The organism is Oceanibaculum indicum P24, assembly GCF_000299935.1.
In the GTDB taxonomy this organism is placed as follows: Bacteria; Pseudomonadota; Alphaproteobacteria; order Oceanibaculales; family Oceanibaculaceae; genus Oceanibaculum; species Oceanibaculum indicum.
Map to the genome: position 1 here is coordinate 53,735 of NZ_AMRL01000004.1, position 24,201 is coordinate 77,935.

Consider the following 24,201-nt stretch of genomic DNA (forward strand, 5'->3'; position numbering starts at 1 on the left):
GTCAGACGCCTCAGAAATACTCTAGCCGAACCGAGAACAGCTTCTCCACCTTCTTTACCGCATTGCTGGCAGCAAAAAGGATGATCCTGTCCTTGGCCTGGATGCGCGTGTCGCCGCGTGGCACGACCAGCTCATCATCACGCAGGATGGCGCCAACGATGACACCATTCGGCAGTTTCGCCTCGCGCAGCGGTACGCCGACCATGGTGGAGGTCTCCAGCGCCTCCGCCTCGATCACCTCGCCCACCCCCTCGCGCAGCGAATGCACGGCGCGGATACGGCCGCGCCGGATGTGCTGCAGGATGGTCGAGACGGTGATGGAGCGCGGATTCACCACCGCATCCACGCCCAGCGCCGTGACCAGCGGTCCATAGGGCTGATTGTTGATCAGCGTCACCGCCCGCTCGCAGCCATAACGCTTGGCCAGCAGCGCACTAATGATGTTCACCTCGTCATCGTTGGAGACCGAAACGAAGGTCTCCGTGCTGCGGATGTTCGCCTCTTCGAGGATTTCCGGGTCCAGCGCACTGCCGGCCAACACCATGGTCTTGGCAAGCTGGCCCGCCGCCCTCTTAGCGCGCTCCGGCGATACCTCGATCAGCTTCACGCTGACAGCGGACTGATTTTCCTCGATGTTCTGCGCCAGCGTCAGGCCGATATTGCCGGCGCCGACGACAATGATGCGGCGCGCTTCCGGCTCCTGATGGCCGAAGGCGTCCATGGCGCGGGCCAGGTGGGCGGTGTCGCAGACGAAATAGACCTCGTCCCCGGCCAGCATCTGGTCCTCGCTGGACGGCACGATCACCTTGTCGTTCCGGATGATCGCGACGACCACCATGTTGAGGTCGGGGAACAGGCTGGCAAGCTGGCGCATCGGCGTGTTCACGACCGGGCAATCCTCGCCGCAGCGCACGCCGACGACCCGCACCTTGCCGTCCGCCATCGCCAGCATGTCGAAGGCGCCCGGCACCTGCAGCTGCTGGCCGATATGGCGCGCGACCTCAACCTCCGGCGAGATGATGACGTCGATCGGCATGTTGTCGCGGCTGAACAGGTCTGCCCATTCCGGCTGCAGATAATTCTGGCTGCGCACGCGGGCGATCTTCGTTGGCACCTGGAACAGAGAGTGGCCGACCTGGCAGGCGATCATGTTCACCTCGTCGGCATAGGTGACCGCGATCAGCATGTCGGCCTCCTTGGCGCCGGCCATCTCCAGCGTGCCGGGATGCGAGGCGTGGCCGACGAAGGCGCGCACGTCGAGCGTATCGTTGATCTTGCGGATCAGCTCCGGCGACTGGTCGATGACGGTGACGTCATTGCCCTCGGAGGACAGATAGCGGGCGATGCTGGAGCCAACCTGCCCCGCGCCGCAGATAATCACGTTCATGGCTGTTGCCTATCCTTTCGACGACCGCCGGCAAGGGCCGGAGATCAGGAAACCAGCTTCGTCGCCCGTTCCGGTGCCGGCACGCCCAGCGATTTCAGCTTCCGGTGCAGGGCGGACCTCTCCATGCCGACAAAAGCCGCAGTTTTTGAGATATTGCCACCGAACCGGTTCACTTGCGCCATCAGATATTCCCGCTCAAACAGCTCGCGGGCCTCGCGCAGGGCCAGATTCATGATCTCGCTGCCCTTGTCCAGCCGCGTGACCGCCGGCGCCGTGGCGCTGATCTCCGGCGGCAGGTTCTCGATCCGGATCGGCTCGCGCGCATCGCCCGGCGCCATGATCAGCATCCATTCCGCCAGATTGCGCAGCTGGCGCACATTGCCCGGCCATTCATAGACCTGCAGCGCCGCGATCACGTCATCGCTGATCTGGCGGATCGGCAGGCCCGCCTGCTCCGCCGCGCGGGCCAGGAAATAGGCGATCAGCGTCGGCACATCCTCCCGGCGTTCGCGCAGGGAGGGGACGCGCAGCGGCACCACATTCAGCCTGTAATAGAGGTCCTGGCGGAACCGGCCTTCCTGCATTTCATGCTCAAGGTCGCGGTTGGTGGAGGCGATCACGCGCACATCCACCTCGACGCGCCGGCGGCCGCCCAACCGCTCGAAGGTCTGGTCCTGCAGTACCCGCACGATCTTGCCCTGGGTTTCCAGCGGCATGTCGGCAACCTCATCGAGCAGCAGCGTGCCGCCATGGGCCTGCTCGAAGGTGCCGATCTTCCGCCCGCCATTGCCTTCCTGCTCGCTCTCGCTGCCGAACAGCTCCAGCTCCAGCCGGTCAGGGTGCATGGTGGCGCAGTTCAGCACGATAAAGGGCCCGTTATTGCGCCGGGACCGGGCATGGACCATGCGGGCGACCACTTCCTTGCCCGACCCCGCCGGCCCGGTGATCAGCACGCGGCTGCCGGTGGGGGCCACCTTCTCGATGGACTGGCGCAGATGCATGATCGCCGGAGAACTGCCCGTCAGCTCCGTCTCCGGCCCGCCGCGCAGCCTGAGTTCCGCATTCTCCCGGCGCAGGCTGGCATCCTCGATGGCGCGCCTGACCTGAAGGAGCAGCCGGTCGGTCTTGAAGGGTTTCTCGACGAAATCGTAGGCGCCGCGCTGAAGCGCGCTGACCGCCATCTCGATGGTGCCATGGCCGCTGATCATGACCACCGGCAGGTTCGGGTGATCGTGCTTCACGCGGTCGAGAATCTGCAACCCGTCCAGCCGGCTGCCCTGCAGCCAGATATCCTGGATCACCAGATGCGGCAGACGGGTTGCGATCGCATCCAGCGCCTCGTCTGAATTCGCCGCCATGCGGGTACGATAGCCCTCATCCCCCAGAATGTCGGAGATGAGCTGTCGAATATCCGCCTCGTCATCGACGATCAGGATGTCATGCGCCATGAACAACCGCTAATCCAGGAGTGTGGCCGCCGGAACCGGCTGATGAGCCAGGACCGGAGCCGGAGCCAGAATCGGACAGGCGGGCAGTCTCTGCTTCGATGCCGGATTTACCATGGTGGCCGGAGATTACATCCCGCCCCGGGAAAATCAACCGGACACGCGCACCGGTGCGACGGCGGTCTTCGATTGTGAGATCGCCGCCATGGTCCTCCATGATCTTCTTCACGATGGCAAGGCCCAGCCCAGTCCCCTTCTCCCGTGTCGTCACATAGGGTTCGGTCAGGCGGTGCCGTACCTCCTTGGGCAGGCCCTTGCCATTATCCTCGATACACAGCTCGACCTGGCCGTCCCTGTGCTGGATGGCAAGCCGGACGATGCCGGGTTTGGGGTCAGTCTCCTGCCGGGCGCCAATCGATTCGATGGCGTTCTGCACCAGGTTGGTCAGCGCCTGACGGACCTGGCGGTGGTCGCACCAGACCATGGCCGGCGGATCCGGCAGGGAGGCCACGAACCGGATATCCTGATGCGCGCTGCGATAGAGCGTCAGGGTCTCGCGGCACAGTTCGTCCAGATTCTCGTGGCGCAGGACAGGTGCCGGCATCCGCGCGAAGTTGGAGAATTCGTCCACCATGCGGCCGATATCGCCGACATGGCGGATGATCGTCTCGGTACAGGCCGCGAAGCTTTCCTTGTCGGAGACGATCTCGCCCAGATATTTGCGCTTCAGCCGTTCCGCGGACAGCTGGATCGGGGTCAGCGGATTCTTGATCTCATGCGCGATGCGGCGCGCCACATCAGCCCAGGCCGCCTTGCGCTGCGCGGTCATCAGCTGGGTGATGTCGTCGAAGGTCAGGATGAAACCCAGCGCGCGGTCCTGCTCGGCATTGCCGTCGCCCCGCTCCGCCGTGATCCGCACCAGGAGGGTGCGCTGCCCCGCCTCGCCCTGGAGGATGACCTCGCGCTCCAGGTCGCGGTCCGGCCGTGCCTGTGCCACCGCCAGCAAGTCCGCCATTTCCGGCACGACATCGCCAATCGGCAGGCCGATGGCGCGTTCCAGAGGCTGGTCCAGCAGCAGCGAGGCCGACCGGTTGGGCAGGTTGATCCGCCCCTCCGCATCGAGGCCGATGACGCCGGCCGAGACGCCGGCCAGCACAGTTTCGGTGAAGCGGCGGCGGGTATCCAGCTGCCGGTTGGCGTCGATCAGCTCCTGCCGCTGTTCCTCCAGCTGGCTTGTCATCCGGTTGAAGGCGCGGCTGAGCACGCCCAGCTCGTCGGTACCGTCCTCGTCCGTCACCCGGGCCGTCAGGTCGCCGGCCCGCACCCGCTCCGCCGCGCCGATCAGGTTGCGCACCGGGCGCCACAGCTCCGCCGCCACGTTCAGGCCGACCCAGACCGCCGCCAGCAGCATCAGCAGAGCCACCACGACGAAGATCATCACGAAGGTGATCTGCAGGCTGGATTGCCGTCCCTGCAGGCGCTGATATTCCTCGACCGCGGCCTCCGTCTGGTCCATATGGGCCAGCACCTTGCTGTCCACGAACCGCCCGACATAAAGGTAGGCGTCGGCGAACCCGTCCAGCCGGACCAGCGCGCGCACCCGGTCGTCGGCGTCATTTTCCATCAGCACGACGGCGCCGGTTTCCGCCTCACGCAGCGAGGCCTCCGGCACGGTTTCGAAATGCATCGCGAAGCTGAGCGCCGATTGCGCGAGGATATAGCCGGTGCTGTCGAACACCACCGCCTCGGCCAGCGCCCTCACCTGCGCCTGCGCGCTGATGAAGGCGGTGAGCCGCCTGGGATTGGCAGACAGGCTCAGCGCCTCGCGGTTGAGGTCGGCGGCCATCGCCAGCACGTCGGCGCGGATCGTCTTCTGATGTTCCTCCAGATAGGCCTTCGCCACCTCACGCGATTCGGTGACCGCCGTGCGCACCCGTTCGTCGAACCAGGACTGGATGCCGAAATTCAGGAACAGGGCGGAGAACACCGCGACAATGATCGCCGGAATGACGGCAACAAGCGCGAACAGCGTGACCAGCTTCAGATGCAGCTTGGAGCCCGCCAGGCCGCGCCGCCGCTCCATCCACAGCTGGACCAGCCGGTAGGACACCACCATGCCAACCAGCAGCAGCAGCAGCAGGTTGACGTTCATCAGCACGAAGATGGTATTGGGGTCGGGGCCCAGCGGCCCGGAATCGGTCAGCGCGGCGTAGGTCAGCGTGCCCGAGACCAGGGCCGCGACAATGAGCAGCAGCGCCACCTTGCGGCCAAGGCGCACACGCTCCGCCCAGTGCCCGAGGTGACGCCAGAAGCGCGCCATGCCGGCCGACCCTGTCATGTCCTTCGTGGCGCTGTCTCCGCTCCGCGCCCTTTCCAAGGCGTCGTCGCTCATCGCATTACCATTGGCCAGCCTTGCGTTACGAGGCGGCTATTTTAGGCCGCGCGTCACCCGGATGTCCAATTCGCGGATTTTCTTGCGCAAGGTGTTCCGGTTCAGCCCCAGAAGCTCCGCCGCCTTGATCTGGTTGCCGCGCGTCGCCGACAGGCTGAGTGAGATCAGCGGTCGCTCGACCTCGCGCAGCACGAGGTCGTACAGGCCGGAACCCGGCATGCCATCGGCATGGGCCGAGAAGAAGCTCTTCAGATGCCGTTCGACTGCCGATCCCAGGCTTTCGCCCTCGCCGCCAACCTCAAGCGCGGGTTGCGGTTCCTCCGCCTCGGCCAGTTCCTCATTCACCACATCGGCGGTGATCTCGTCCTGCGAATAGAGCACGGCTAGGCGGCGGACCAGGTTTTCCAGCTCGCGCACATTGCCCGGCCAGGAATAGGCCTTCAGCCGGTCCAGCGCTGCCGGTTCGATGCTCTTGCGCGGCAGCCCCTCGCTGTGCGCCTCGGCCAGGAAATGCCGCACCAGCGCCGGCACATCCTCCTTGCGCTCGCGCAGCGGCGGCAGCCGGATCGGCACGACATTCAGCCGGTAGAACAGATCCTCGCGGAACAGGCCCTGGCGGATGAGCTGGCGCAGGTCGCGGTGGGTCGCGGCGATGATCCGCACATCCGCCTTGATCGGCGTGCGTCCGCCAACCGTGGTGTATTCGCCTTCCTGCAGCACGCGCAGCAGCCGGGTCTGGGCGTCCAGCGGCATGTCGCCGATCTCGTCCAGGAACAGCGTGCCGCCCTGCGCCTGCTCGAACCGGCCGGTGGAGCGTTGGGTGGCGCCGGTGAAGGCGCCCTTCTCGTGCCCGAACAGCTCGCTCTCGATTAGTTCGCGCGGGATCGCCGCCATGTTGATCGCCACGAACGGTCCGGTGCGCCGCTTGCCGTAATCGTGCAGGGCGCGGGCCACCAGCTCCTTGCCGGTGCCGGATTCGCCATGGATCATGACCGTAAGGTCGGTTCCCATGAGCCGCGCCAGCACGCGGTAGATTTCCTGCATGGCCGGCGACCGACCGATCAGCGGCAGGGTGTCGTCGCTCTCCTCCGGCTGCTCGATCACCGGCGGCGGGCTCTCCTTCGGCGCCAGCAAGGCGCGCTGCACCACATTGATCAGCTGCTTCAGGTCGAACGGCTTGGCCAGATATTCGAAGGCGCCGCGCTCGGTTGCCTTCACCGCGGTCAGCAGCGTGTTCTGCGCGCTCATCACCACGATGCGCAGATCGGGCCGCTGGCGCTTGATGCGGGGGATGAGATCGAGGCCGTTCTCGTCCGGCATCACCACATCGGTGAGCACCAGATCGCCCTCGCCCGCTTCCACCCAGCGCCACAGGGCAGCAGCCGTTCCGGTTACCTTCACATCATAGCCGGCGCGCGCAAGTGCCTGATGTAGAACGGTTCTGATGGCGCGATCATCGTCAGCGACCAGAATGGTCTGGGACCGTGCCAGCGCCATCACTCAGCCTCCACCGGCAGCAGCCGGGCGACCGGATCGCTGCCCATCTCTTCCGGCGCCATCGGCAGCATGACGCGGAAGACGGTGCGCTTCGGCTGGCTGTCCACCTCGATGATGCCGCCATGATCGCCGACGATCTTGGCGACCAGCGCCAGCCCAAGGCCGCTGCCATTCTGCTTGGTGGTGACGAACGGGTCGAACAGGTTCTGCCGCAGATCGTCAGGGATGCCGGGCCCGTTATCGGTGACGCTGATCACCAGCGGCAGGTCGAAGCTGCTGCGCGAGCCGGGCACCGCCAGCCTTATGCCATGCTTGTAGGCCGTGCTCAGGGTGATCTCGCCGCCCTCCTCCGGCAGTGCCTCCGAAGCGTTCTTCACAAGGTTCAGGAAAATCTGGATCAGCAGGTCGCGATTGCCGAGCACGGCCGGCAGCGATGGATCATACTGCTCGACAAAGCGGTGCTGCCGGGCAAAGCCGGTCTTGGCGACCTTGCGCACATGATCCAGCACGAGATGGATATTCACCGGACCGCGCGGCATCGGCCGCTGGTCGGAGAACACCTCCATCCGGTCGACCAGCGCGCAGATACGGTCGGTCTCGTCGCGGATCAACGTCGTCAGCTCCTGGTCGCCGGGGTCCTGCACACTCTGCTCCAGCAGCTGTGCCGCCCCCCTGATGCCGGAGAGCGGGTTCTTCACCTCATGCGCCAGCATCGCTGCCATCGCGGTGACGGAGCGCGCCGCGCCACGGAAGGTCAGCTGCTGGTGGAACTGCAGCGCCACCGAACGTTCATGGATGCAGATCGCCACCTGCCCGTCGGAATCCGCGATCGGTGCGACCTCGATCGTCACGTCGCGCGTGCCGATGCGCGGCGTCTCCAGCGTCACGCCATGGTCCGACATGCTGTTGCCATGCGCCCGGACCTGCGACAGCAGGGAGAAGAGCGGGCTGTCGTCCGGGATGAAATCGGCAAGCCGCTGATCGACCAGCTGGTTGGCACTGAGGCGGAAGAACTGCTCGGTCGCGTCGTTCACATAGACGATCTGGTTGTCCGCATCGACCACCAGCACCGGGCTGGCCAGCGCCAGCAGGATCGCCGATTCCTCGACGCGCGCCGGGCGCCGTCCCCGGCCCAGCAGCTTCAGCGGCGTGCTTATCTTCGCCATCAGGCGGCCTCCTGCAGGGATTTGCCCGCCGATCCGTCGAGGGCGGCAGTGAAGTAATGCTCCATGGCGTCCCGTACAGCATCCGGGTCCGTGGTGTTGTTGACCAGCTGGCGGAAGGCCGCGGAACCGGGCAGGCACCGGCTGTACCAGCCAATATGCTTGCGCGCGATGCGGCAGCCGAGCTGCGGCCCGTAATGGCGCTGCATCGCCTCCCAGTGATCCCTGACCGTCTCCAGGATGACCGCCAGCGGCGGGTCCGGCAGCTTCTCCCCGGTGCGCAGATAGTGCCCCACCTGGGCTGGGAACCAGGGCCGGCCATAGCTGCCCCGGCCGATCATCACCGCATCAGCGCCAGACAGGCGCAGCGCCTCGGCCGCCTCTTCCTCCGTCGTCACGTCGCCATTCACGACGACTGGGATGGAAACCACCTGCTTCACCGCACGCACATAGGACCAGTCGGCCCGGCCGGTATAGAACTGGCAGCGGGTGCGGCCATGCACGGTGACCATGCGCACGCCGAGATCCTCGGCGATCCGGGCAAGCTGCGGCGCGTTACGGCTGCCATCGTCCCAGCCGGTGCGCATCTTCAGTGTGACCGGGATATCGACGGCCTTAACCGTCGCCTCGATCAGCGATGCGGCATGGTCGAGGTCGCGCATCAGGGCGGAGCCGGCCTGTTGCCCGCCCGTTACCTTCTTCACCGGGCAGCCCATATTGATGTCGATGATGGCCGCGCCCCGGCCCGCATTCAGCTTCGCCGCCTCGGCCATCAGCGCAGGCTCGCAGCCTGCCAGCTGGACCGACAGCGGATAGTCCGCGCTGTAATCCTCCGACATTTTGCGGATTTCCTTGCGCGCCTGCTGCACCATGGCGGCGCTGGCAATCATCTCGGAAACCACGAGCCCGACGCCGAAGCGCCGGACAATGCGGCGGAACGGCTGATCGGTGACACCAGACATGGGCGCCAGGATCACCGGCGACTCCAGTTTAATTGGCCCGATTGATACGCTCATATTTTAGGCATCTTCCTTTCGTGCCCAAACTTTGGGCAACGCTACACCGAACAAATCCCGATGACAAGCGCGCGGATCACGCAACCTGCATACATTTGTTCGGCAGTCGTTCGGTATTAGCCCAGAAGGATGTCGGCGACGAATTTCACGCCCGGATAGGCCAGTGTCAGCAGCAGGAAGGCGATCAGCACTAGACGGGCCGCCATCCGCCCGCGCAGGCCGGTCAGCCAGTGCGCCAGCAGCAGCGCCAGCACGACGGCGAAGACAGCAATCGACAGCACGCTCTTATGGTCCAGCGCCAGCACCCCGCCGCCCCTGGTCCAGTTCACCGCCATTCCAGTGGCAACACCAAGGCCCAGCAGGATTTCCGCCAGCAGCAGCAAGCCGATCTGCAGCCGCTCCCCCTCCGCCACGGCGGGCAGCAGCCGGGTCAGCCGGGTTGGCTGCTTGCGCTTCAGCGCACGTTCCTGCAGGAAGACAGCGAAACCTGACACCGCCGCCAGGGTCAGCAGCGCATAGGCTGTGACCGAGAGCAGGATATGCGCCTGCGTCCACAGGCCCGGTACCGTACCGGCGAACGGCCCGGTCTCGATAGGCCGCAGCACGGTTGCCAATACACCCAGCAGCAGCATGTAGGGCAGCAGCAGCGGCGCCAGCCGCCGGCTGGCCGGCACGATCAGCACCGCCCCGGCAAACAGCACCATGGTCGCCGCCACGGTGACCCACAGCGCGCCGGACAGGTCGGCGTACCAGCGGCCATACATCTGCGCCACCACCCAGCCCACGGGGCCGATCACGGCGGGGACCAGCAGCACCCAGAACAGCCGGTCCCTTTCCGCCGTCCGGCCGAACGGCAGCAGCGATGCCGGCAGCATCGCGATCAGGGCGGAAAGACTGACGATCAGGGTGGTCGGCATGCGCGCCTTATATCCGGTCTGGTGAGAAATATATAGTGCTGCGAACCATTCGCAAAACATCATTTGTCAGCCGACGCTGTTAACGGCCCTGATGATCCCAGGCGGAAGTTTCTGCCCGGCAAATTCTGCCGCCCGGCAAGATCGGCCGGGTGGCCTTCCCAGCCCACTGTCAAATAAATCAATAAGTTATAATTATATCATGCGGGCATGACATTTGCCTCTGTGCTCCTACCCTCCCAACGGATGGAGCAGCGGCACATGTCCATTTCCGGTATCGGCGGCCCATCGGGCATTACCATTGGCAGCCCGTCATCGATATCGCCCGGCAGTTCGCGCCTCGAAAAGCCGACCGCGCAGGACGAATTCCTCGACTATATGACGAAATCGCCCGCCGAGCGGATGCGCGAGATGATCCTCGGCGAGCTCGGCGTGACGGAAGAGCAACTGCGCAACATGGACTCGCAGGAGCGCGCCAAGATCGAGGAGAAGATCCGCGAGACCATCCTGGAGAAGGTCAAGGAAAGCGCGGAGAAGAAGACCGGCATGATTGTCGACGTCGCGGTCTGACGCGCATCCCGGTGGAAATTCCGCCCGCGCCGGCTTAGGCTCCGGCGCATGTCCAAGACCATCGCCCTTATCGTCGCCGCCGGACGCGGTCATCGCCTCGGCGGCAGCCTGCCGAAGCAGTATCTGCCGCTGGCCGGGCAGACGGTGCTGCGCCATACGGTGCGGCGGTTCCTGGCACATCCTGGCATCAAGGCGGTGCGGGTGGTAATCCACCCTGATGACCGCGATCTTTACAATCAAGCGGTGGGCGATCTTGGCCCGGACGAACCGATTGCCGGCGGCGCCACGCGGCAGGACAGCGTGAGGCTGGGGCTGGAGGCGCTTTCCAAAGATGCGCCCGAGCTTGTGCTGATTCAGGATGCCGCCCGCCCCTTCACCGCCCCTGCGACCATCGACGCCGTGCTGGCGGCGCTGCAGGACCATCCCGGCGCCATTCCCGCCCTTGCCGTCGCCGATACGCTGAAGCGCGCCGAGGGTGCCCAGATCGCCGCAACGGTGCCGCGCGACGGCCTGTACCGCGCGCAGACACCGCAGGGCTTCCGCTTTGCCGATATACTGGCGGCCCATCGGGCGCTGGCCGGGCGGGAACTGACCGACGATGCCTCTCTGCTGGAAGCGGCAGGCCAGACCGTCGCGCTGGTGCCGGGCACCGAGGAGAATTTCAAGATCACCACGGCGGAGGACATGATGCGCGCCGAAACCCTTCTGGGCGCTGCTTTCGAGACCCGCAGCGCCAGCGGCTTCGACGTCCACCGCTTCGCCGAGGGCGGGGACCATGTCATGCTGTGTGGCGTCCCGGTGCCGCATGACAGCGGACTGGAAGGCCATTCCGATGCCGATGTCGGGCTGCATGCGCTGACCGATGCGCTGCTGGGCTGCATCGCCGCCGGCGATATCGGCCAGCATTTCCCGCCGACCGACCCGCAATGGAAGGGGGCGTCCTCCGACCGGTTCCTCGCCCATGCGGCGGGGTTAGTGGCGGCGAAGGGCGGACGCATCGTGCATGTCGATGTGACGCTGATCTGCGAGCGCCCCAAAATCGGCCCGCACCGGGAGGCGATGACCGCCCGCATTGCGCAGATCCTCGGCCTCAGCGCCGACCAGGTCAGCGTGAAGGCGACCACCACCGAGAAGTTGGGCTTCACCGGCCGGCGCGAGGGCATCGCCGCGCAGGCCATGGCGACCGTCGAGCTGCCGCGCACATGAGCCCGCTCCACCCGGCCTATATCCTGGCCACCTGGTTCTGGGTCGGGCGTATCCCGAAGGCGCCGGGCACCTGGGGCTCGCTGGCCGCCCTGCCCTTCGCCTGGGTAATTGCCGACGCGTTCGGGCCGCTGGCACTGCTAATCGCCGCCGCCCTGCTGTTCCCTGTCGGCTGCTGGGCCAGCGCCGCCTATGCCGAAGGTATCGGCCGCAAGGACCCCGGCTCCGCTGTCATCGACGAAGTTGTCGGGCAATGGATGGTGCTGGCCGTCATGCCGCACGACCCGCTGGCCTATGCCATCGGCTTCGCGCTGTTCCGGCTGTTCGACATCGCCAAGCCCTGGCCGGTGTCGCTGGCCGACCGGAAATTCACCGGCGGATTCGGCATCATGGCGGATGACGTGCTGGCCGCGCTTTATGGCATGATGGCTGCCGCCCTGATCGTCCATTTCTTCTGGTGAGCGCGATGATTCCCGTCGATCTACAGGCTCAGGCCGCCGCCCTGCTGGAGCACTGCAAACAGGCCGGCCTCATGCTCGCCACGGCGGAATCCTGCACCGGCGGGCTGATCGCTGGCACGCTGACCGAGATCGCCGGCTCATCCGCCGTGGTGGATCGCGGCTTCGTCACCTACTCCAACGAGGCGAAGGCGGAAATGCTGGGCGTCGATCCGGCGCTGATCGCTACTCATGGCGCGGTCAGCGAGGCGGTCGCCCGCGCCATGGCGGAAGGCGCGCTGGCCCGGTCCAGCGCCGATATCACGGTCGCCGTCACCGGCGTTGCCGGTCCCGGCGGCGGCACGGCCAGCAAGCCGGTCGGCCTCGTCCATCTTGCTGTCGCCCGCAAGGGGCGTGAGACGGTGGCGCATCATGAGGTATTTTCCGGCGACCGTTCAGCGGTGCGCCGCGCCACCGTGGAAAAGGCGCTGACGATGATCGACGCGGCGACTTAACCGCACTCTCCATCGTCATGGTCGGGCCATCCTTGGACTTGATCCGAAGGGCCGACCATCCAGCGAACGGCTCCGTTTCTATGGATCCTCGGGTCAAGCCCGAGGATGACGAGAGAAAAATCGACTGTCAGCCGGCTGAACGGTCTTCGGCGGGATTGCCCGCAGCCTCGCCATAGAGCGCGTGCGCCCGCGTCTCGAAGGCACCAACCATGCGGCGCACCGCCTCGTTGAACAGCACCGACATCATCTTCTGCAGCAGGACCGAGCGGAACTCGAAATCGACATAGAAGTCGATGAGGCAGGCCTCTGCCCCCTCGCCTTCGGCCGGCAGGAAAATCCAGTGATTGTTCAGGTACTTGAACGGGCCTTCCGTATAGGTCACGTCGATCCGCATGCCCGGCCGGTCGAGCGCCACGCGGGAGGTGAAGCGCTCCCGCACCATCTTGAACCCGATGATCAGGTCGGCGATCAGCAGCGCCGGCTCGCGCTTGCGGATGCGCGCGCCCAGGCACCAGGGCAGGAATTCCGGATAGCGCTCCACATCGGCGACCAGATCGAAAAGCTTCTGCGGCGCGTAGGGCAGGACGCGCTGTTCGGCGTGCGTCGGCATGAAGCGGCAGCTACTCGGCGGCGGGAACGGCCTGAGCCGTCAGCTTCGCCTCGCGGGCCGCGCGCAGGCGCTGGAAGTCGTCGCCGGCATGATGCGAGGAACGCGTCAGCGGCGAGGCCGAGACCATCAGGAAGCCCTTGGAGTAGGCCTTGCGCTCATAGGTCTTGAACTCGTCCGGCGTGACGAAACGGTCCACCGCCGCATGCTTCGGCGTCGGCTGCAGATACTGGCCGATGGTCATGAAATCCACATCGGCACTGCGCAGATCATCCATCACCTGCGCCACCTCCTCCGCCGTCTCGCCGAGGCCGACCATGATGCCGGACTTGGTGAAGATCGACGGGTCCAGCTCCTTCACCCGATCGAGCAGGCGCAACGAATGGAAATAGCGCGCACCGGGCCGGATCGACGGATAGAGCCGCGGCACGGTTTCCAGATTGTGGTTGAACACGTCTGGCTTGGCCGCGACCACCACTTCCAGCGCGCCCTCCTTGCGCAGGAAATCGGGCGTCAGGATCTCGATGGTGGTGCCCGGTGCCTCCTCGCGCAGCCGCTGGATAACGCGCGCGAAATGGGCGGCACCGCCATCCGGCAGATCGTCGCGATCCACCGAGGTGATGACCACATGCTCCAGCCCCAGCTTGCCGACCGCCACCGCGATATTGTCGGGCTCGTGCGGGTCCAGCTTGTCCGGCATGCCGGTGGCGACGTTGCAGAAGGCGCAGGCGCGCGTACACACGCTGCCCAGAATCATGAAGGTGGCGTGCTTCTTCTTCCAGCATTCGCCGATATTCGGGCAGGCCGCTTCCTCGCACACGGTGACGAGGTTGAGCGTGCGCATGAGCTGCCGCGTCTCGTTATATTCCTTCGAGACCGGCGCCTTCACGCGCAGCCATTCCGGCTTACGGCGCTGCACGGGATTGTCGGGCCGGTGCGCCTTTTCGGGGTGACGGACCGTCGGCTTCGCCTCAACGGTACTCATGGCTGGCCTATCCTTGCTACGGGCCTTGGCTTCGCGCCTTACGGCGGGAACATCCTAGAAGTGGATGGCCCGCCCGTAAGCGTCAAGCACGGATTCGTGCATCATCTCGGACAGCGTCGGATGCGGGAAGACGGTGTGCATCAGCTCCGCCTCCGTGCTCTCCAGCGTGCGGGCCACGGTATAGCCCTGGATCAGCTCGGTCACTTCCGCGCCGATCATGTGGGCGCCCAGCAGCTCGCCGGTCTTGGCGTCGAACACGGTTTTCACCATGCCTTCCGGCTCACCCAGCGCGATGGCCTTGCCATTGCCGATGAAGGGGAAGCGCCCGACCTTCACCTCATACCCCGCCGCCTTCGCCTTGGCCTCGGTCAGGCCGACACTGGCAACCTGCGGACGGCAATAAGTGCAGCCCGGAATGTTCGCGGTGTCCAGCGGATGGACGCCCTTCAGCCCGGCGATCTTCTCGACACAGACGACGCCCTCATGGCTGGCCTTGTGGGCAAGCCAGGGCGGGCCGGCCAGATCGCCGATGGCATAGACCCCCGGCTCCCCGGTGGCACCATAGGGATCGGTCACCACATGGGTCTTCTCGACCTTCACCTTGGTACCGTCGAGGCCCAGATTCTCCACATTGCCGACGATGCCGACCGCCAGGATGACGCGATCCACGGTGATATCGGTGGTCTTACCCCCGGCCTCGACCGTGACGGTTACGTTGTTCTGGCCCTTCTTCAGCCCCTTCACGCCGGCCGAGGTCATGATCTTCATGCCCTGCTTCTCGAAGGATTTCTTCGCGAAGGCGGAGATTTCCTCATCCTCCACCGGCAGGATGCGGTCCATTACCTCCACGACCGTGACGTCGGCGCCCATATCCTTGTAGAAGCTGGCGAATTCGATGCCGATGGCGCCCGAGCCGACAACCAGAAGCGATTTCGGCATGCTCTCCGGCACCATCGCTTCCTTGTAGGTCCAGACCAGCTTGCCGTCCGCCTCCAGCCCCGGCAGGGAGCGCGCCCGCGCGCCGGTCGCCAGGATCACATTCTTCGCGGTCAGGTCGGCGATCTTCTTGCCGTCCTTGTCGGTGACTGCCAGCTTGCGCTGCCCGCCGGCGGTGCCGTCCAGCTTGCCCATGCCGTCAAAGACGGTGACCTTGTTCTTCTTCAGCAGATGCTTCACGCCGCCGGAAAGCTGCGAGGCCACCTTGCGGGAGCGCTCCACAACCTTCTTCACGTCGAAGCTGATGTCCTTGGCGGAAAAGCCGTAATCGCCCAGATGGTCGAGCATGTGCTTGACCTCGGAGGAACGCAGCAGCGCCTTGGTGGGGATGCAACCCCAGTTCAGGCAGATGCCGCCCAGATGCTCGCGCTCCACCAGTGCGGTCTTCATGCCGAGCTGCGCCGCGCGGATGGCGGCGACATAGCCGCCCGGCCCGCCGCCGACGACGATGAGGTCGAATGAGGTATCGGCCATGTCGGTCTCCCTTCCTGCCGCCTTACAGCAGCATCGTCATCGGGTCTTCGATCAGCTTCTTGAAGACGGACAGGAACTCCGCCCCGATCGCGCCATCGACCACGCGGTGATCGACCGACAGGGTGCAGCTCATCACCGTGGCGATGGCCAGCGCGCCGTCCTTCACCACAGGCCGCTGTTCGCCAGCCCCAACCGCCAGGATGGCGCCCTGCGGCGGGTTGATGACAGCGGCGAAGTCCTTGATGCCGAACATGCCGAGGTTGGAGATCGAGAAGGTACCGCCCTGGAATTCCTCCGGCTTCAGCTTGCGCTCGCGCGCCCGCTTCGCCAGATCCTTCATCTCGGCGGAAATCTCGACCAGCCCCTTGGAGCCGGCATCGCGGATCACCGGGGTGATCAGCCCCTCGTCGATGGCAACCGCAACCGAGATATCGACCTGATCATAGATGCGGATGGCGCTCTCGGTCCAGGTGGCGTTGGCCGCCGGCACCTTCTTCAGCGCCAGCGCCGTCGCCCGGATGACGAGATCGTTCACCGACAGCTTGTAGCCGCTGTCGCCGACTTTCTCGTTCAGCTCCTTGCGCACGGCGAGCAGCTTGTCGATCTCGCAGTCGATGGTCAGGTAGAAATGCGGCGCGGTCAGCTTCGATTCGGTCAGGCGCTTGGCGATGACCTTGCGCATGGAGCTGTTCGGCACCTCGGTATAGGACGGCAGGCCCGGTACGTCCGGCTGGCTCTGCGGCAGCGAAACCGGTGCAGCCGCCTGCGGCGCAGCAGCGGCCTGCGGCGCAGAAGCTGGAGCCTTTGTCCCGCCCTTCGACAGCGCCGCCTCGATATCCGCCTTCACGATGCGGCCGTTCGGGCCGGACCCGCTGAGGCTGGCGAGGTCGAGGCCGGCCTGCTCCGCCATGCGGCGGGCCAGCGGGCTGGCAAAGATGCGGTCGCCCTTGTCGCCGCCGCCAGAGGCAGCCGGTGCCGGCGCGGCGGCGGGCTTGGGCTGTTCCTTCGGCGCCTCGGCCTTCGTTTCCTGCTTGGGGGCCTCCTGCTTCGGCGCCGGCCTGGCGTCACCGGCCCCCTCGATGGCGGAGGCGTCCTCGCCCTCCTCCAGCAGCCAGCCGATAAGCTCGTTCACCGGCACGCCCTCGGTGCCTTCCGGCACGACGATCTTGCCGAGCACGCCCTCATCGGCGGATTCGACCTCCATCGTGGCCTTGTCGGTCTCGATCTCCGCAATCACGTCGCCGGAAGCGACCGTGTCGCCTTCCTTCTTCAGCCACTTGGCGAGCGTTCCCTCGGTCATGGTCGGCGACAGGGCCGGCATCAGAACCTTGATCGGCATGGTGTTTCCCCCTCAGCGTCCGGCTTTTTGTCCAGGGTTGCTCAGCGATAACAGACGGCCTTGGCCGCCTCGGTGATATGGTCCGCCTGCGGCAGGGCCAGCTTTTCCAGATTGGCGGCATAGGGCAGCGGCACATCCACGCCGCAGACCCGCTTCACCGGCGCGTCCAGATGGTCGAAGCATTCCTCCATCATCAGCGCCGCCAGCTCGGAGCCGATGCCGGCATAGGGCCAGCCCTCCTCGCAGGTGACCAGACGGTTGGTCTTCTTCACCGAATTGATGATGGTTTCGGTATCCAGCGGCCGGATGGTACGCAGGTCGATGACTTCCGCCTCAATGCCCTGCTCCGCCAGTTTCTCGGCTGCCTCAAGTGCCCGGCCGACCATGATCGAGAAGGCCGTGATGGTCACGTCCGAGCCCGCGCGCACCACCTTGGCGCGGCCGATGGGCACGACGAACTCTTCCGATTCCGGCACCTCGAAGCTCTGGCCGTAGAGCAGTTCGTTCTCCAGGAAGATAACCGGGTTGTCGTCGCGGATCGCCGATTTCAGCAGCCCCTTGGCATCCGCCGCCGACCAGGGCGAGACCACCTTCAGGCCGGGGCAATGGGCGTACCAGGAGGCATAGCACTGGCTGTGCTGGGCGGCGACGCGTGAGGCAGCGCCGTTCGGCCCGCGGAACACGATGGGGCAGCCCATCTGGCCGCCCGACATGTACAGCGTCTTGGCCGCCGAATTGATGATCTGGTCAATCGCCTGCATGGCGAAGTTGAAGGTCATGAACTCGACGACGGGGCGCAGCTTCTTGAAGGCGGCACCGGTGGCAAGGCCGGCAAAGCCCTGCTCGGTGATCGGCGTATCGATCACGCGCTTGGCGCCGAACTCGTCCAGCAGCCCTTGGCTGACCTTGTAGGCGCCCTGATACTGGGCGACTTCCTCGCCCAGCAGGAACACCTTCTTGTCCAGCCGCATCTCCTCCGCCATCGCGTCGCGCAGTGCCTCGCGGACGGTCTGGGTCTTCGTATTGGCGAAATAGCGGTCCTCGTCACTGGCCGGCACGGCGGCCTTTGGCTGGGCCGGCGCGGCGGGGGCTTTGGCCTCGGCCTTCGGCTCCTCCTTGGGGGCTTCCTGCTTTGCCTCGGGCTTCGGCGCGGGAGCGGCCTTTGCATCCTCGGCGGATTCGCCTTCCTCCAGCAGCATGGCGATGGGGGTGTTCACCGCCACCCCATCGGTGCCCGCTTGGACCAGAATCTTCCCGAGCGTGCCTTCATCGACCGCCTCGACCTCCATGGTCGCCTTGTCGGTCTCGATCTCGGCCAGAACGTCGCCGGCCTTGACCTCATCGCCTTCCTTCTTCAGCCAGTTGGCCAGCTTGCCTTCCGTCATGGTCGGCGACAGCGCCGGCATCAGAACCTCGATGGGCATGGTACCCCCTCACCTGTTTCGCGGCAGCGCCTTGATCGCCGGCCGCTGAGTGTAGCTTCGGATTGCGTTCAGGCCTCGACCAGCACGTCGGTCCACAGTTCCGACGGATCGGGTTCCGGGCTGGTCTGCGCGAAATCGGTGGCGTCGGTGACGATGTCCTTCACCTCGCGGTCGATCACCTTCAGATCGTCCTCGGCCGCACCGGCGTCGAGCAGCATCTTGCGCACATTGTCGATGGGATCGCGTTCCTGCCGCATCTTGTTGACCTCCTCCTTGCTCCGGTACTTGGCCGGATCGGACATGGAGTGGCCGCGATAGCGGTAGGTCTTCATCTCCAGGATATAGGGGCCCTTGCCGGCGCGGGCGTGCGCCACGGCGCGTTCGCCGGCTTCCTTCACGGTCAGCACATTCATGCCGTCCACGACCTCGCCGGGAATGCCATAGGCATGGCCACGATGAGCGAGGTCCGGCCCGGCGGCGGCGCGCTGCACCGAAGTGCCCATGCCGTACTGGTTGTTCTCGATGATGTAGATGACCGGCAGCTTCCACAGGGCGGCCATGTTGAAGCTCTCATAGACCTGGCCCTGGTTCACCGCGCCATCGCCCATATAGGTGAGGCAGACCCGGTCGTTCTCCTCATACTGGTTGGCGAAGGCGATGCCGGTACCGATCGGCACCTGCGCTCCGACGATGCCGTGGCCGCCGTAGAAGTTCTTCTCGCGGCTGAACATGTGCATGGAGCCGCCCTTGCCTTTGGAATAGCCGCCGATGCGGCCGGTCAGTTCCGCCATCACGCCGCGCGATTCCATGCCGGTGGCCAGCATATGGCCATGGTCGCGGTAGGAGGTGACGACCGAGTCGCCATCCTCGATGGCCGCCTGCATGCCCACCACCACGGCTTCCTGGCCGATATAGAGGTGGCAGAAGCCGCCAATCAGACCCATGCCGTAAAGCTGGCCCGCCTTCTCCTCGAAACGGCGGATCAGCAGCATCTCACGGTAATAATGCTTCAGATCGTCGAGGGAGGCCGCCGGCGCGCTCTTCGCCTTAGACGACTGGGCCTTCGACGACTGGCGGCTGGATGTGCTGCGGCTGGCAGCACTCTTTGTCCGGGTCTTGCTGCTGGTACTGGCCATAACGCCTCCCCTCGGTCGCGTTCATGCGTTGGATGGCGACCGGCCACAGCGCGGCCATTAACCATCACCAACCACTATATAGGAGAAAGTGCCGACAAGGCTAATCGCTTGATCGACGCCCCTAGTGTCAGGGCAACAGATAATGCAAAGCCAGCATGCGATCAAGGGCACGCTAAAATACTGAAAATATTGGAAGAAACTGTAATTAACTGAATTTCAGTTAATCGTCTTTGGCGGCCACCGGCAACTGTGCGACCATCGATTTCGCACTGCGAAGAACTGGAGCCGGCGGCAAGTCTGGCGTAGTGGAAAATCCATTCGCAGGCGCAGCAATAATCACGACCTCGTCAGGGTGCGCGAGATTCAGCATGATCCTGGCCCGCTCTTCCAGCATATCAGGGTCGATACTGGCCGGCTCCAGCAGCGAAACGCGGCGCTCCAGCCGGTCATGGACGGCCCGCACCTCGTCCAGCGTCGCCTCGGCACTGGCAATCTGCTGGTCGACCAGACGCCAGGCCAGCAGCCCGCGCTCGCCCTGCACCGCGTGATAGACGAAATAGCCCAGCAGCAGCGCCCCGCAGACCGGGCCTACAGCATGTCGCGCGCGACGGCGTATTTCACGAATGGCGTCCATGGAGGGATGGAATCACACGCGATTCCATGCCGTCAAGCGATACCGGCTGGATTCGCCAAGAAGAATCAACCTGTTGCGGAAATGACTCATGGAAAAGGGCGGCCCGAAGACCGCCCTTTCCCAATCCGTCGAATTGCTTAGCGCAGGATCGCGGTGCCTGCGTAGCGCGCGGCCCCGCCCAGCTGATCCTCAATGCGCAGCAGCTGATTGTACTTCGCCAGCCGGTCGGAGCGGCTGAGCGAGCCGGTCTTGATCTGCCCGCAATTGGTGGCGACCGCCAGGTCGGCGATGGTCGAATCCTCGGTCTCGCCGGAGCGGTGGGACATAACGGCGGTGTAGCCGGCGCGATGCGCGCGCTCGACCGCTTCCAATGTCTCCGACAGGGTACCGATCTGGTTCACCTTGATGAGGATGGAGTTGGCGACGCCGCGCGCGATGCCGTCCGACAGCCGGTCCGGGTTGGTGACGAACAGATCGTCGCCGACCAGCTGGACCTTGCCGCCCAGCGCATCGGTCAGCGCCTTCCAGCCGTCCCAGTCATCCTCGCCCATGCCATCCTCAATGGAGATGATGGGGTAGCGTCCGCACAGCTCCTCATACAGCTTCACCATGCCGGCGGCGTCCAGGCTCTTGCCCTCACCGTCCAGCGCGTACTTGCCGCCCTTGTGGAACTCGCTGGCGGCCGAATCCAGACCGAGCGCGATATCCTCGCCCGGCTTGTAGCCCGCCGCCTCGATAGCCTTCATGATGAAGGCCAGCGCCTCGTCGGCGCTCTTCAGGTTCGGCGCGAAGCCGCCCTCGTCGCCGACATTGGTGTTGTGGCCGGCATCCTTCAGCTGCTTCTTCAGATTATGGAACACCTCGGCGCCCATGCGCAGCGACTCGGCGAAGCTGTCCGCGCCGACCGGCAGGATCATGAACTCCTGGAAGTCGATGGGATTATCGGCATGCGCACCGCCATTGATGATGTTCATCAGCGGCACCGGCAGGGTGCGGGCATAGACGCCGCCGACATGGCGGTAGAGCGGCAGGCCGAGATCGGCCGCGGCCGCCTTGGCAACCGCCAGGCTGACGCCGAGAATGGCGTTGGCACCGAGACGCGCCTTGTTCGGCGTGCCATCCAGATCGATCATCAGCTGGTCGATATGCACCTGCTCGGTGGCGTCCAGACCCGACAGCGTATCGAAAATCTCGCCATTCACCGCATCGATGGCCTTCTGCACGCCCTTGCCGAGATAGCGGCTCTTGTCGCCATCGCGCAGCTCCAGCGCCTCATGCGTGCCGGTGGAAGCGCCCGACGGCACGCCGGCGCGCCCGGTGGCGCCGCTTTCCAGCGTCACATCGACCTCGACGGTCGGGTTGCCGCGGCTGTCGAGAATCTCGCGGGCGACGATATCGATGATGGCGCTCATGGCGTGATGGCCTCCGGATGGCAGAACGAGACGAGGAATGTACGGGCTGGCGACTCATAGCCGCCTGCCCGGAAGATGACAAGCCGGCTGACAGGTTCGGTCAGCCGATCGACACCGGATTGGCCTTGGCCAGCCGGTCAAAGGCCAGCAGCGTTTCCAGCAGTGCCGGCATCGCCTTCAACGGCACCATGTTCGGCCCGTCGGATGGCGCGTTGTCCGGGTCCTGATGGGTTTCCATGAAGACTGCGGCCACGCCTATGGACAGGGCGGCGCGGGCCAGGATCGGCACGAATTCACGCTGGCCTCCGCTGCTGGTCCCCTGCCCGCCCGGCTGCTGCACCGAATGGGTGGCGTCGAACACCACCGGGCAGCCGGTCTGCGCCGCCATGATCGGCAGGGAGCGCATGTCGCTGACCAGCGTGTTGTAGCCGAAGCTGGCGCCACGCTCGGTCACCAGCACATTCTCGTTGCCGCTCTCGACCAGCTTGGCGACCACATTCTTCATGTCCCACGGGGCGAGGAACTGGCCCTTCTTCACATTCACCGTGCGGCCGGTCTTCGCCGCCGCGACCAGCAGGTCGGTCTGGCGGCACAGGAAGGCCGGAATCTGCAGCACGTCCACCGCCTCGGCGACGATGGCGCAATGAGCCGGCTCATGCACGTCGGTCAGCACCGGGCAGCCATAGGTCTCGCGCACCTCGGCCATGATCGGCAGGCTCTTTTCCATGCCGAGGCCGCGTTCGCCCTTGATGCTGGTGCGATTCGCCTTGTCATAGGAGGTCTTGTAGATCAGCCCGATGCCCAGCTTTGCCGTCAGCTCGGCCAGCGCATGGCTCATCTCCAGCGCGTGCTGCCGGCTTTCCAGCTGGCACGGGCCGGCGATCAGGGTGAAGGGCCGGTCGTTGCCGATCTCCAGCTTGCCGACGCGGACGAGACGCTGTGCGACGCTCATGGCTTTCCCTTTGAACTCAGACCAGCCGCGACTGTTCGAGCGCGGCCTTCACGAAAGAGGTGAACAGCGGGTGCGGCTCGAACGGCTTCGACTTCAGCTCCGGATGGAACTGTACGCCGACAAACCAGGGGTGGCTCGGAATCTCCACCACTTCCGGCAGCTCGCCGTCCGGCGACATGCCGGAAAAGCGCAGGCCGACCTGCTCCAGCCGCTGCTTGTAGTTGATGTTCACCTCATAACGGTGACGATGCCGCTCGCTGATCATGCGCTGGCCGTAAATCTCCTCCAGCTTGCTATCGGCGGCGACGGCGCAGTCATAGGCGCCCAGCCGCATGGTACCGCCCAGATTGCCCTCGGCGCTGCGGCGCTCAACCTCATTGCCGCGCATCCATTCGGTCAGCAATCCGACAACCGGCTCGTCCGACGGGCCGAATTCGGTGCTGCTGGCCTTCGGCAGATGCGCCAGTGAGCGCGCCGCCTCGATCACCGCCATCTGCATGCCGAAGCAAATACCGAAATAGGGCACGTTGCGCTCGCGCGCGAAGCGCACCGCCGCGATCTTGCCTTCGCTGCCGCGCTCGCCGAAGCCGCCCGGCACCAGGATGCCGTGAATGCCCTCCAGGAAATGGACGGCATCCTCGCGCTCGAAGATCTCGGCATCCATCCAGTGCAGGTTGACCTTCACATTGTTGGCGATGCCGCCATGCGCAAGGGCCTCGGCCAGCGACTTGTAGGCATCGAACACGGAGGTGTACTTGCCGACCACCGCAATCTTCACCTCGCCTTCCGGCTGGCGGATATGGTTGGCGATGGTCTCCCAGCGCGTCAGATCCGGCTCGACGTCCGAGGTCAGGCCGAAATGGCGCAGAACCTGGGTATCCAGGCCCTGGCGGTGATATTCGATGGGCACCGCATAGATGGTATCGACGTTCAGGGCCGGGATGACCGCTTCCTGACGGACATTGCAGAACAGCGCGATCTTGCGGCGCTCATCCTCGCTGATGGTCATTTCCGAGCGGCACAGCAGCATGTCGGGCTGGATACCGACCGACAGCAGCTCCTTCACCGAATGCTGGGTCGGCTTGGTCTTCAGCTCGCCCGCCGCGCTGACATAGGGCAGCAGGGTGACATGCACGAACATCACGCGCTCGCGCCCCATCTCATTGCCGAGCTGACGGATCGCCTCCAGGAACGGCAGGCTCTCAATGTCGCCGACCGTGCCGCCGATCTCGCAGATGATGAAATCCTCGCCATTCACATCGGCGCGGACGAATTCCTTGATCGCGTCAGTAACATGCGGAATGACCTGTACGGTGGCGCCCAGATAGTCGCCGCGCCGCTCCCGCTCGATCACCGTCGAATAGATGCGCCCCGTCGTCACATTGTCGCTGCGGCGCGCGGGAATACCGGTGAAGCGCTCGTAATGGCCGAGGTCAAGGTCGGTTTCCGCGCCATCATCGGTCACGAACACCTCGCCATGCTGCAGCGGGCTCATCGTGCCGGGATCGACGTTCAGGTAAGGGTCAAGCTTGCGCAGCCGGATGGCATAGCCGCGCGATTGCAGCAGCGCCCCAAGCGCTGCCGACGCCAGCCCCTTGCCGAGAGAAGAAACCACGCCGCCGGTAACGAAAATAAAACGCGTCATGGACCTGCAAACTACATCAGAAAAGCCCAACCGTCATGCGACAAGTTGGGCTTGTAGG

At 65.1% G+C, this 24,201-nt stretch carries 21 protein-coding genes; 4 read left to right on the forward strand and 17 right to left on the reverse strand.

Translation table 11 applies throughout. The annotated features are described in order from the left end of the window. Nucleotides 1-10: 10 nt before the first annotated feature. From trkA to ccsA, 7 genes are all read right to left on the reverse strand, one after another. Entirely contained in the window at nucleotides 11-1,387 is a 1,377-nt protein-coding gene (gene trkA / locus P24_RS04820) for a Trk system potassium transporter TrkA (RefSeq protein WP_008943574.1), read from the reverse strand. A 44-nt stretch (nucleotides 1,388-1,431) separates the two neighbouring features. After that, a complete protein-coding gene (ntrX, locus tag P24_RS04825) occupies nucleotides 1,432-2,835 on the reverse strand; it encodes a nitrogen assimilation response regulator NtrX (RefSeq protein WP_008943575.1) in 1,404 nt (467 codons plus the stop codon). Then, nucleotides 2,825-5,170 (reverse strand): sensor histidine kinase NtrY-like, encoded by a 2,346-nt coding sequence (locus tag P24_RS04830; protein ID WP_237740162.1) that lies wholly within the window; start codon nucleotides 5,168-5,170, stop codon nucleotides 2,825-2,827. Before P24_RS04830 ends, ntrX begins: the two co-directional genes overlap by 11 nt. A 90-nt stretch (nucleotides 5,171-5,260) precedes the next feature. Next, the gene (ntrC, locus tag P24_RS04835; RefSeq protein ID WP_008943577.1) at nucleotides 5,261-6,721 is read right to left on the reverse strand and encodes a nitrogen regulation protein NR(I); all 1,461 of its coding nucleotides are present in this window, start codon (nucleotides 6,719-6,721) and stop codon (nucleotides 5,261-5,263) included. Beyond that, nucleotides 6,721-7,887: a two-component system sensor histidine kinase NtrB gene (locus tag P24_RS04840; protein ID WP_008943578.1), complete on the reverse strand. Its 1,167-nt coding sequence runs from the start codon at nucleotides 7,885-7,887 to the stop codon at nucleotides 6,721-6,723. The genes ntrC and P24_RS04840 overlap by 1 nt, the downstream gene beginning before the upstream one ends. Then, a complete protein-coding gene (dusB, locus tag P24_RS04845) occupies nucleotides 7,887-8,900 on the reverse strand; it encodes a tRNA dihydrouridine synthase DusB (protein ID WP_008943579.1) in 1,014 nt (337 codons plus the stop codon). The genes P24_RS04840 and dusB overlap by 1 nt, the downstream gene beginning before the upstream one ends. 116 nt (nucleotides 8,901-9,016) lie before the next feature. Further along, a complete protein-coding gene (gene ccsA, locus P24_RS04850) occupies nucleotides 9,017-9,817 on the reverse strand; it encodes a cytochrome c biogenesis protein CcsA (protein WP_008943580.1) in 801 nt (266 codons plus the stop codon). Between the two features lie 258 nt (nucleotides 9,818-10,075). Here ccsA and P24_RS04855 point away from each other — a divergent pair, with 258 nt between their 5' ends. The 4 genes from P24_RS04855 to P24_RS04870 are packed head-to-tail and all read left to right on the forward strand — an operon-like array spanning nucleotide 10,076 to nucleotide 12,539. Further along, nucleotides 10,076-10,384, forward strand: a complete 309-nt coding sequence (locus P24_RS04855; RefSeq protein WP_008943581.1) for a hypothetical protein — start codon at nucleotides 10,076-10,078, stop codon at nucleotides 10,382-10,384. Nucleotides 10,385-10,432: 48 nt separating this feature from the next. Beyond that, a complete protein-coding gene (locus P24_RS04860) occupies nucleotides 10,433-11,590 on the forward strand; it encodes a bifunctional 2-C-methyl-D-erythritol 4-phosphate cytidylyltransferase/2-C-methyl-D-erythritol 2,4-cyclodiphosphate synthase (protein WP_008943582.1) in 1,158 nt (385 codons plus the stop codon). Further along, complete coding sequence (locus tag P24_RS04865; RefSeq protein ID WP_008943583.1) at nucleotides 11,587-12,048, forward strand: phosphatidylglycerophosphatase A family protein; 462 nt, start codon at nucleotides 11,587-11,589, stop codon at nucleotides 12,046-12,048. Before P24_RS04860 ends, P24_RS04865 begins: the two co-directional genes overlap by 4 nt. Nucleotides 12,049-12,053: 5 nt before the next feature. Next, complete coding sequence (locus tag P24_RS04870) at nucleotides 12,054-12,539, forward strand: CinA family protein (protein ID WP_008943584.1); 486 nt, start codon at nucleotides 12,054-12,056, stop codon at nucleotides 12,537-12,539. Between the two features lie 127 nt (nucleotides 12,540-12,666). Here the strand turns inward: P24_RS04870 and P24_RS04875 are convergent, their stop codons facing one another. From P24_RS04875 to P24_RS04920, 10 genes are all read right to left on the reverse strand, one after another. Continuing rightward, nucleotides 12,667-13,149 (reverse strand): type II toxin-antitoxin system RatA family toxin, encoded by a 483-nt coding sequence (locus tag P24_RS04875; protein ID WP_008943585.1) that lies wholly within the window; start codon nucleotides 13,147-13,149, stop codon nucleotides 12,667-12,669. A gap of 10 nt (nucleotides 13,150-13,159) precedes the next feature. After that, complete coding sequence (gene lipA / locus P24_RS04880) at nucleotides 13,160-14,131, reverse strand: lipoyl synthase (protein ID WP_008943586.1); 972 nt, start codon at nucleotides 14,129-14,131, stop codon at nucleotides 13,160-13,162. A 54-nt stretch (nucleotides 14,132-14,185) separates the two neighbouring features. Further along, nucleotides 14,186-15,601 (reverse strand): dihydrolipoyl dehydrogenase, encoded by a 1,416-nt coding sequence (gene lpdA / locus P24_RS04885; protein WP_008943587.1) that lies wholly within the window; start codon nucleotides 15,599-15,601, stop codon nucleotides 14,186-14,188. Nucleotides 15,602-15,623: 22 nt separating this feature from the next. Further along, on the reverse strand, nucleotides 15,624-16,940 hold the full coding sequence (locus P24_RS04890; protein WP_008943588.1) for a pyruvate dehydrogenase complex dihydrolipoamide acetyltransferase: 1,317 nt from the start codon (nucleotides 16,938-16,940) through the stop codon (nucleotides 15,624-15,626). 41 nt (nucleotides 16,941-16,981) lie between these two features. Beyond that, the gene (locus P24_RS04895) at nucleotides 16,982-18,364 is read right to left on the reverse strand and encodes a pyruvate dehydrogenase complex E1 component subunit beta (RefSeq protein ID WP_008943589.1); all 1,383 of its coding nucleotides are present in this window, start codon (nucleotides 18,362-18,364) and stop codon (nucleotides 16,982-16,984) included. Nucleotides 18,365-18,432: 68 nt separating this feature from the next. Then, entirely contained in the window at nucleotides 18,433-19,500 is a 1,068-nt protein-coding gene (gene pdhA, locus P24_RS04900; protein ID WP_008943590.1) for a pyruvate dehydrogenase (acetyl-transferring) E1 component subunit alpha, read from the reverse strand. Nucleotides 19,501-19,720: 220 nt separating this feature from the next. After that, a complete protein-coding gene (locus tag P24_RS04905) occupies nucleotides 19,721-20,134 on the reverse strand; it encodes an FtsB family cell division protein (protein WP_008943591.1) in 414 nt (137 codons plus the stop codon). Between the two features lie 137 nt (nucleotides 20,135-20,271). Further along, nucleotides 20,272-21,546 carry a phosphopyruvate hydratase gene (gene eno, locus P24_RS04910; protein WP_008943592.1) on the reverse strand — a complete coding sequence of 425 codons (1,275 nt, stop codon included), beginning with the start codon at nucleotides 21,544-21,546 and terminating at the stop codon, nucleotides 20,272-20,274. Between the two features lie 100 nt (nucleotides 21,547-21,646). Beyond that, nucleotides 21,647-22,498, reverse strand: a complete 852-nt coding sequence (gene kdsA / locus P24_RS04915; protein ID WP_008943593.1) for a 3-deoxy-8-phosphooctulonate synthase — start codon at nucleotides 22,496-22,498, stop codon at nucleotides 21,647-21,649. 16 nt (nucleotides 22,499-22,514) lie between these two features. Beyond that, nucleotides 22,515-24,143, reverse strand: a complete 1,629-nt coding sequence (locus P24_RS04920; RefSeq protein WP_008943594.1) for a CTP synthase — start codon at nucleotides 24,141-24,143, stop codon at nucleotides 22,515-22,517. Nucleotides 24,144-24,201 lie beyond the last annotated feature (58 nt).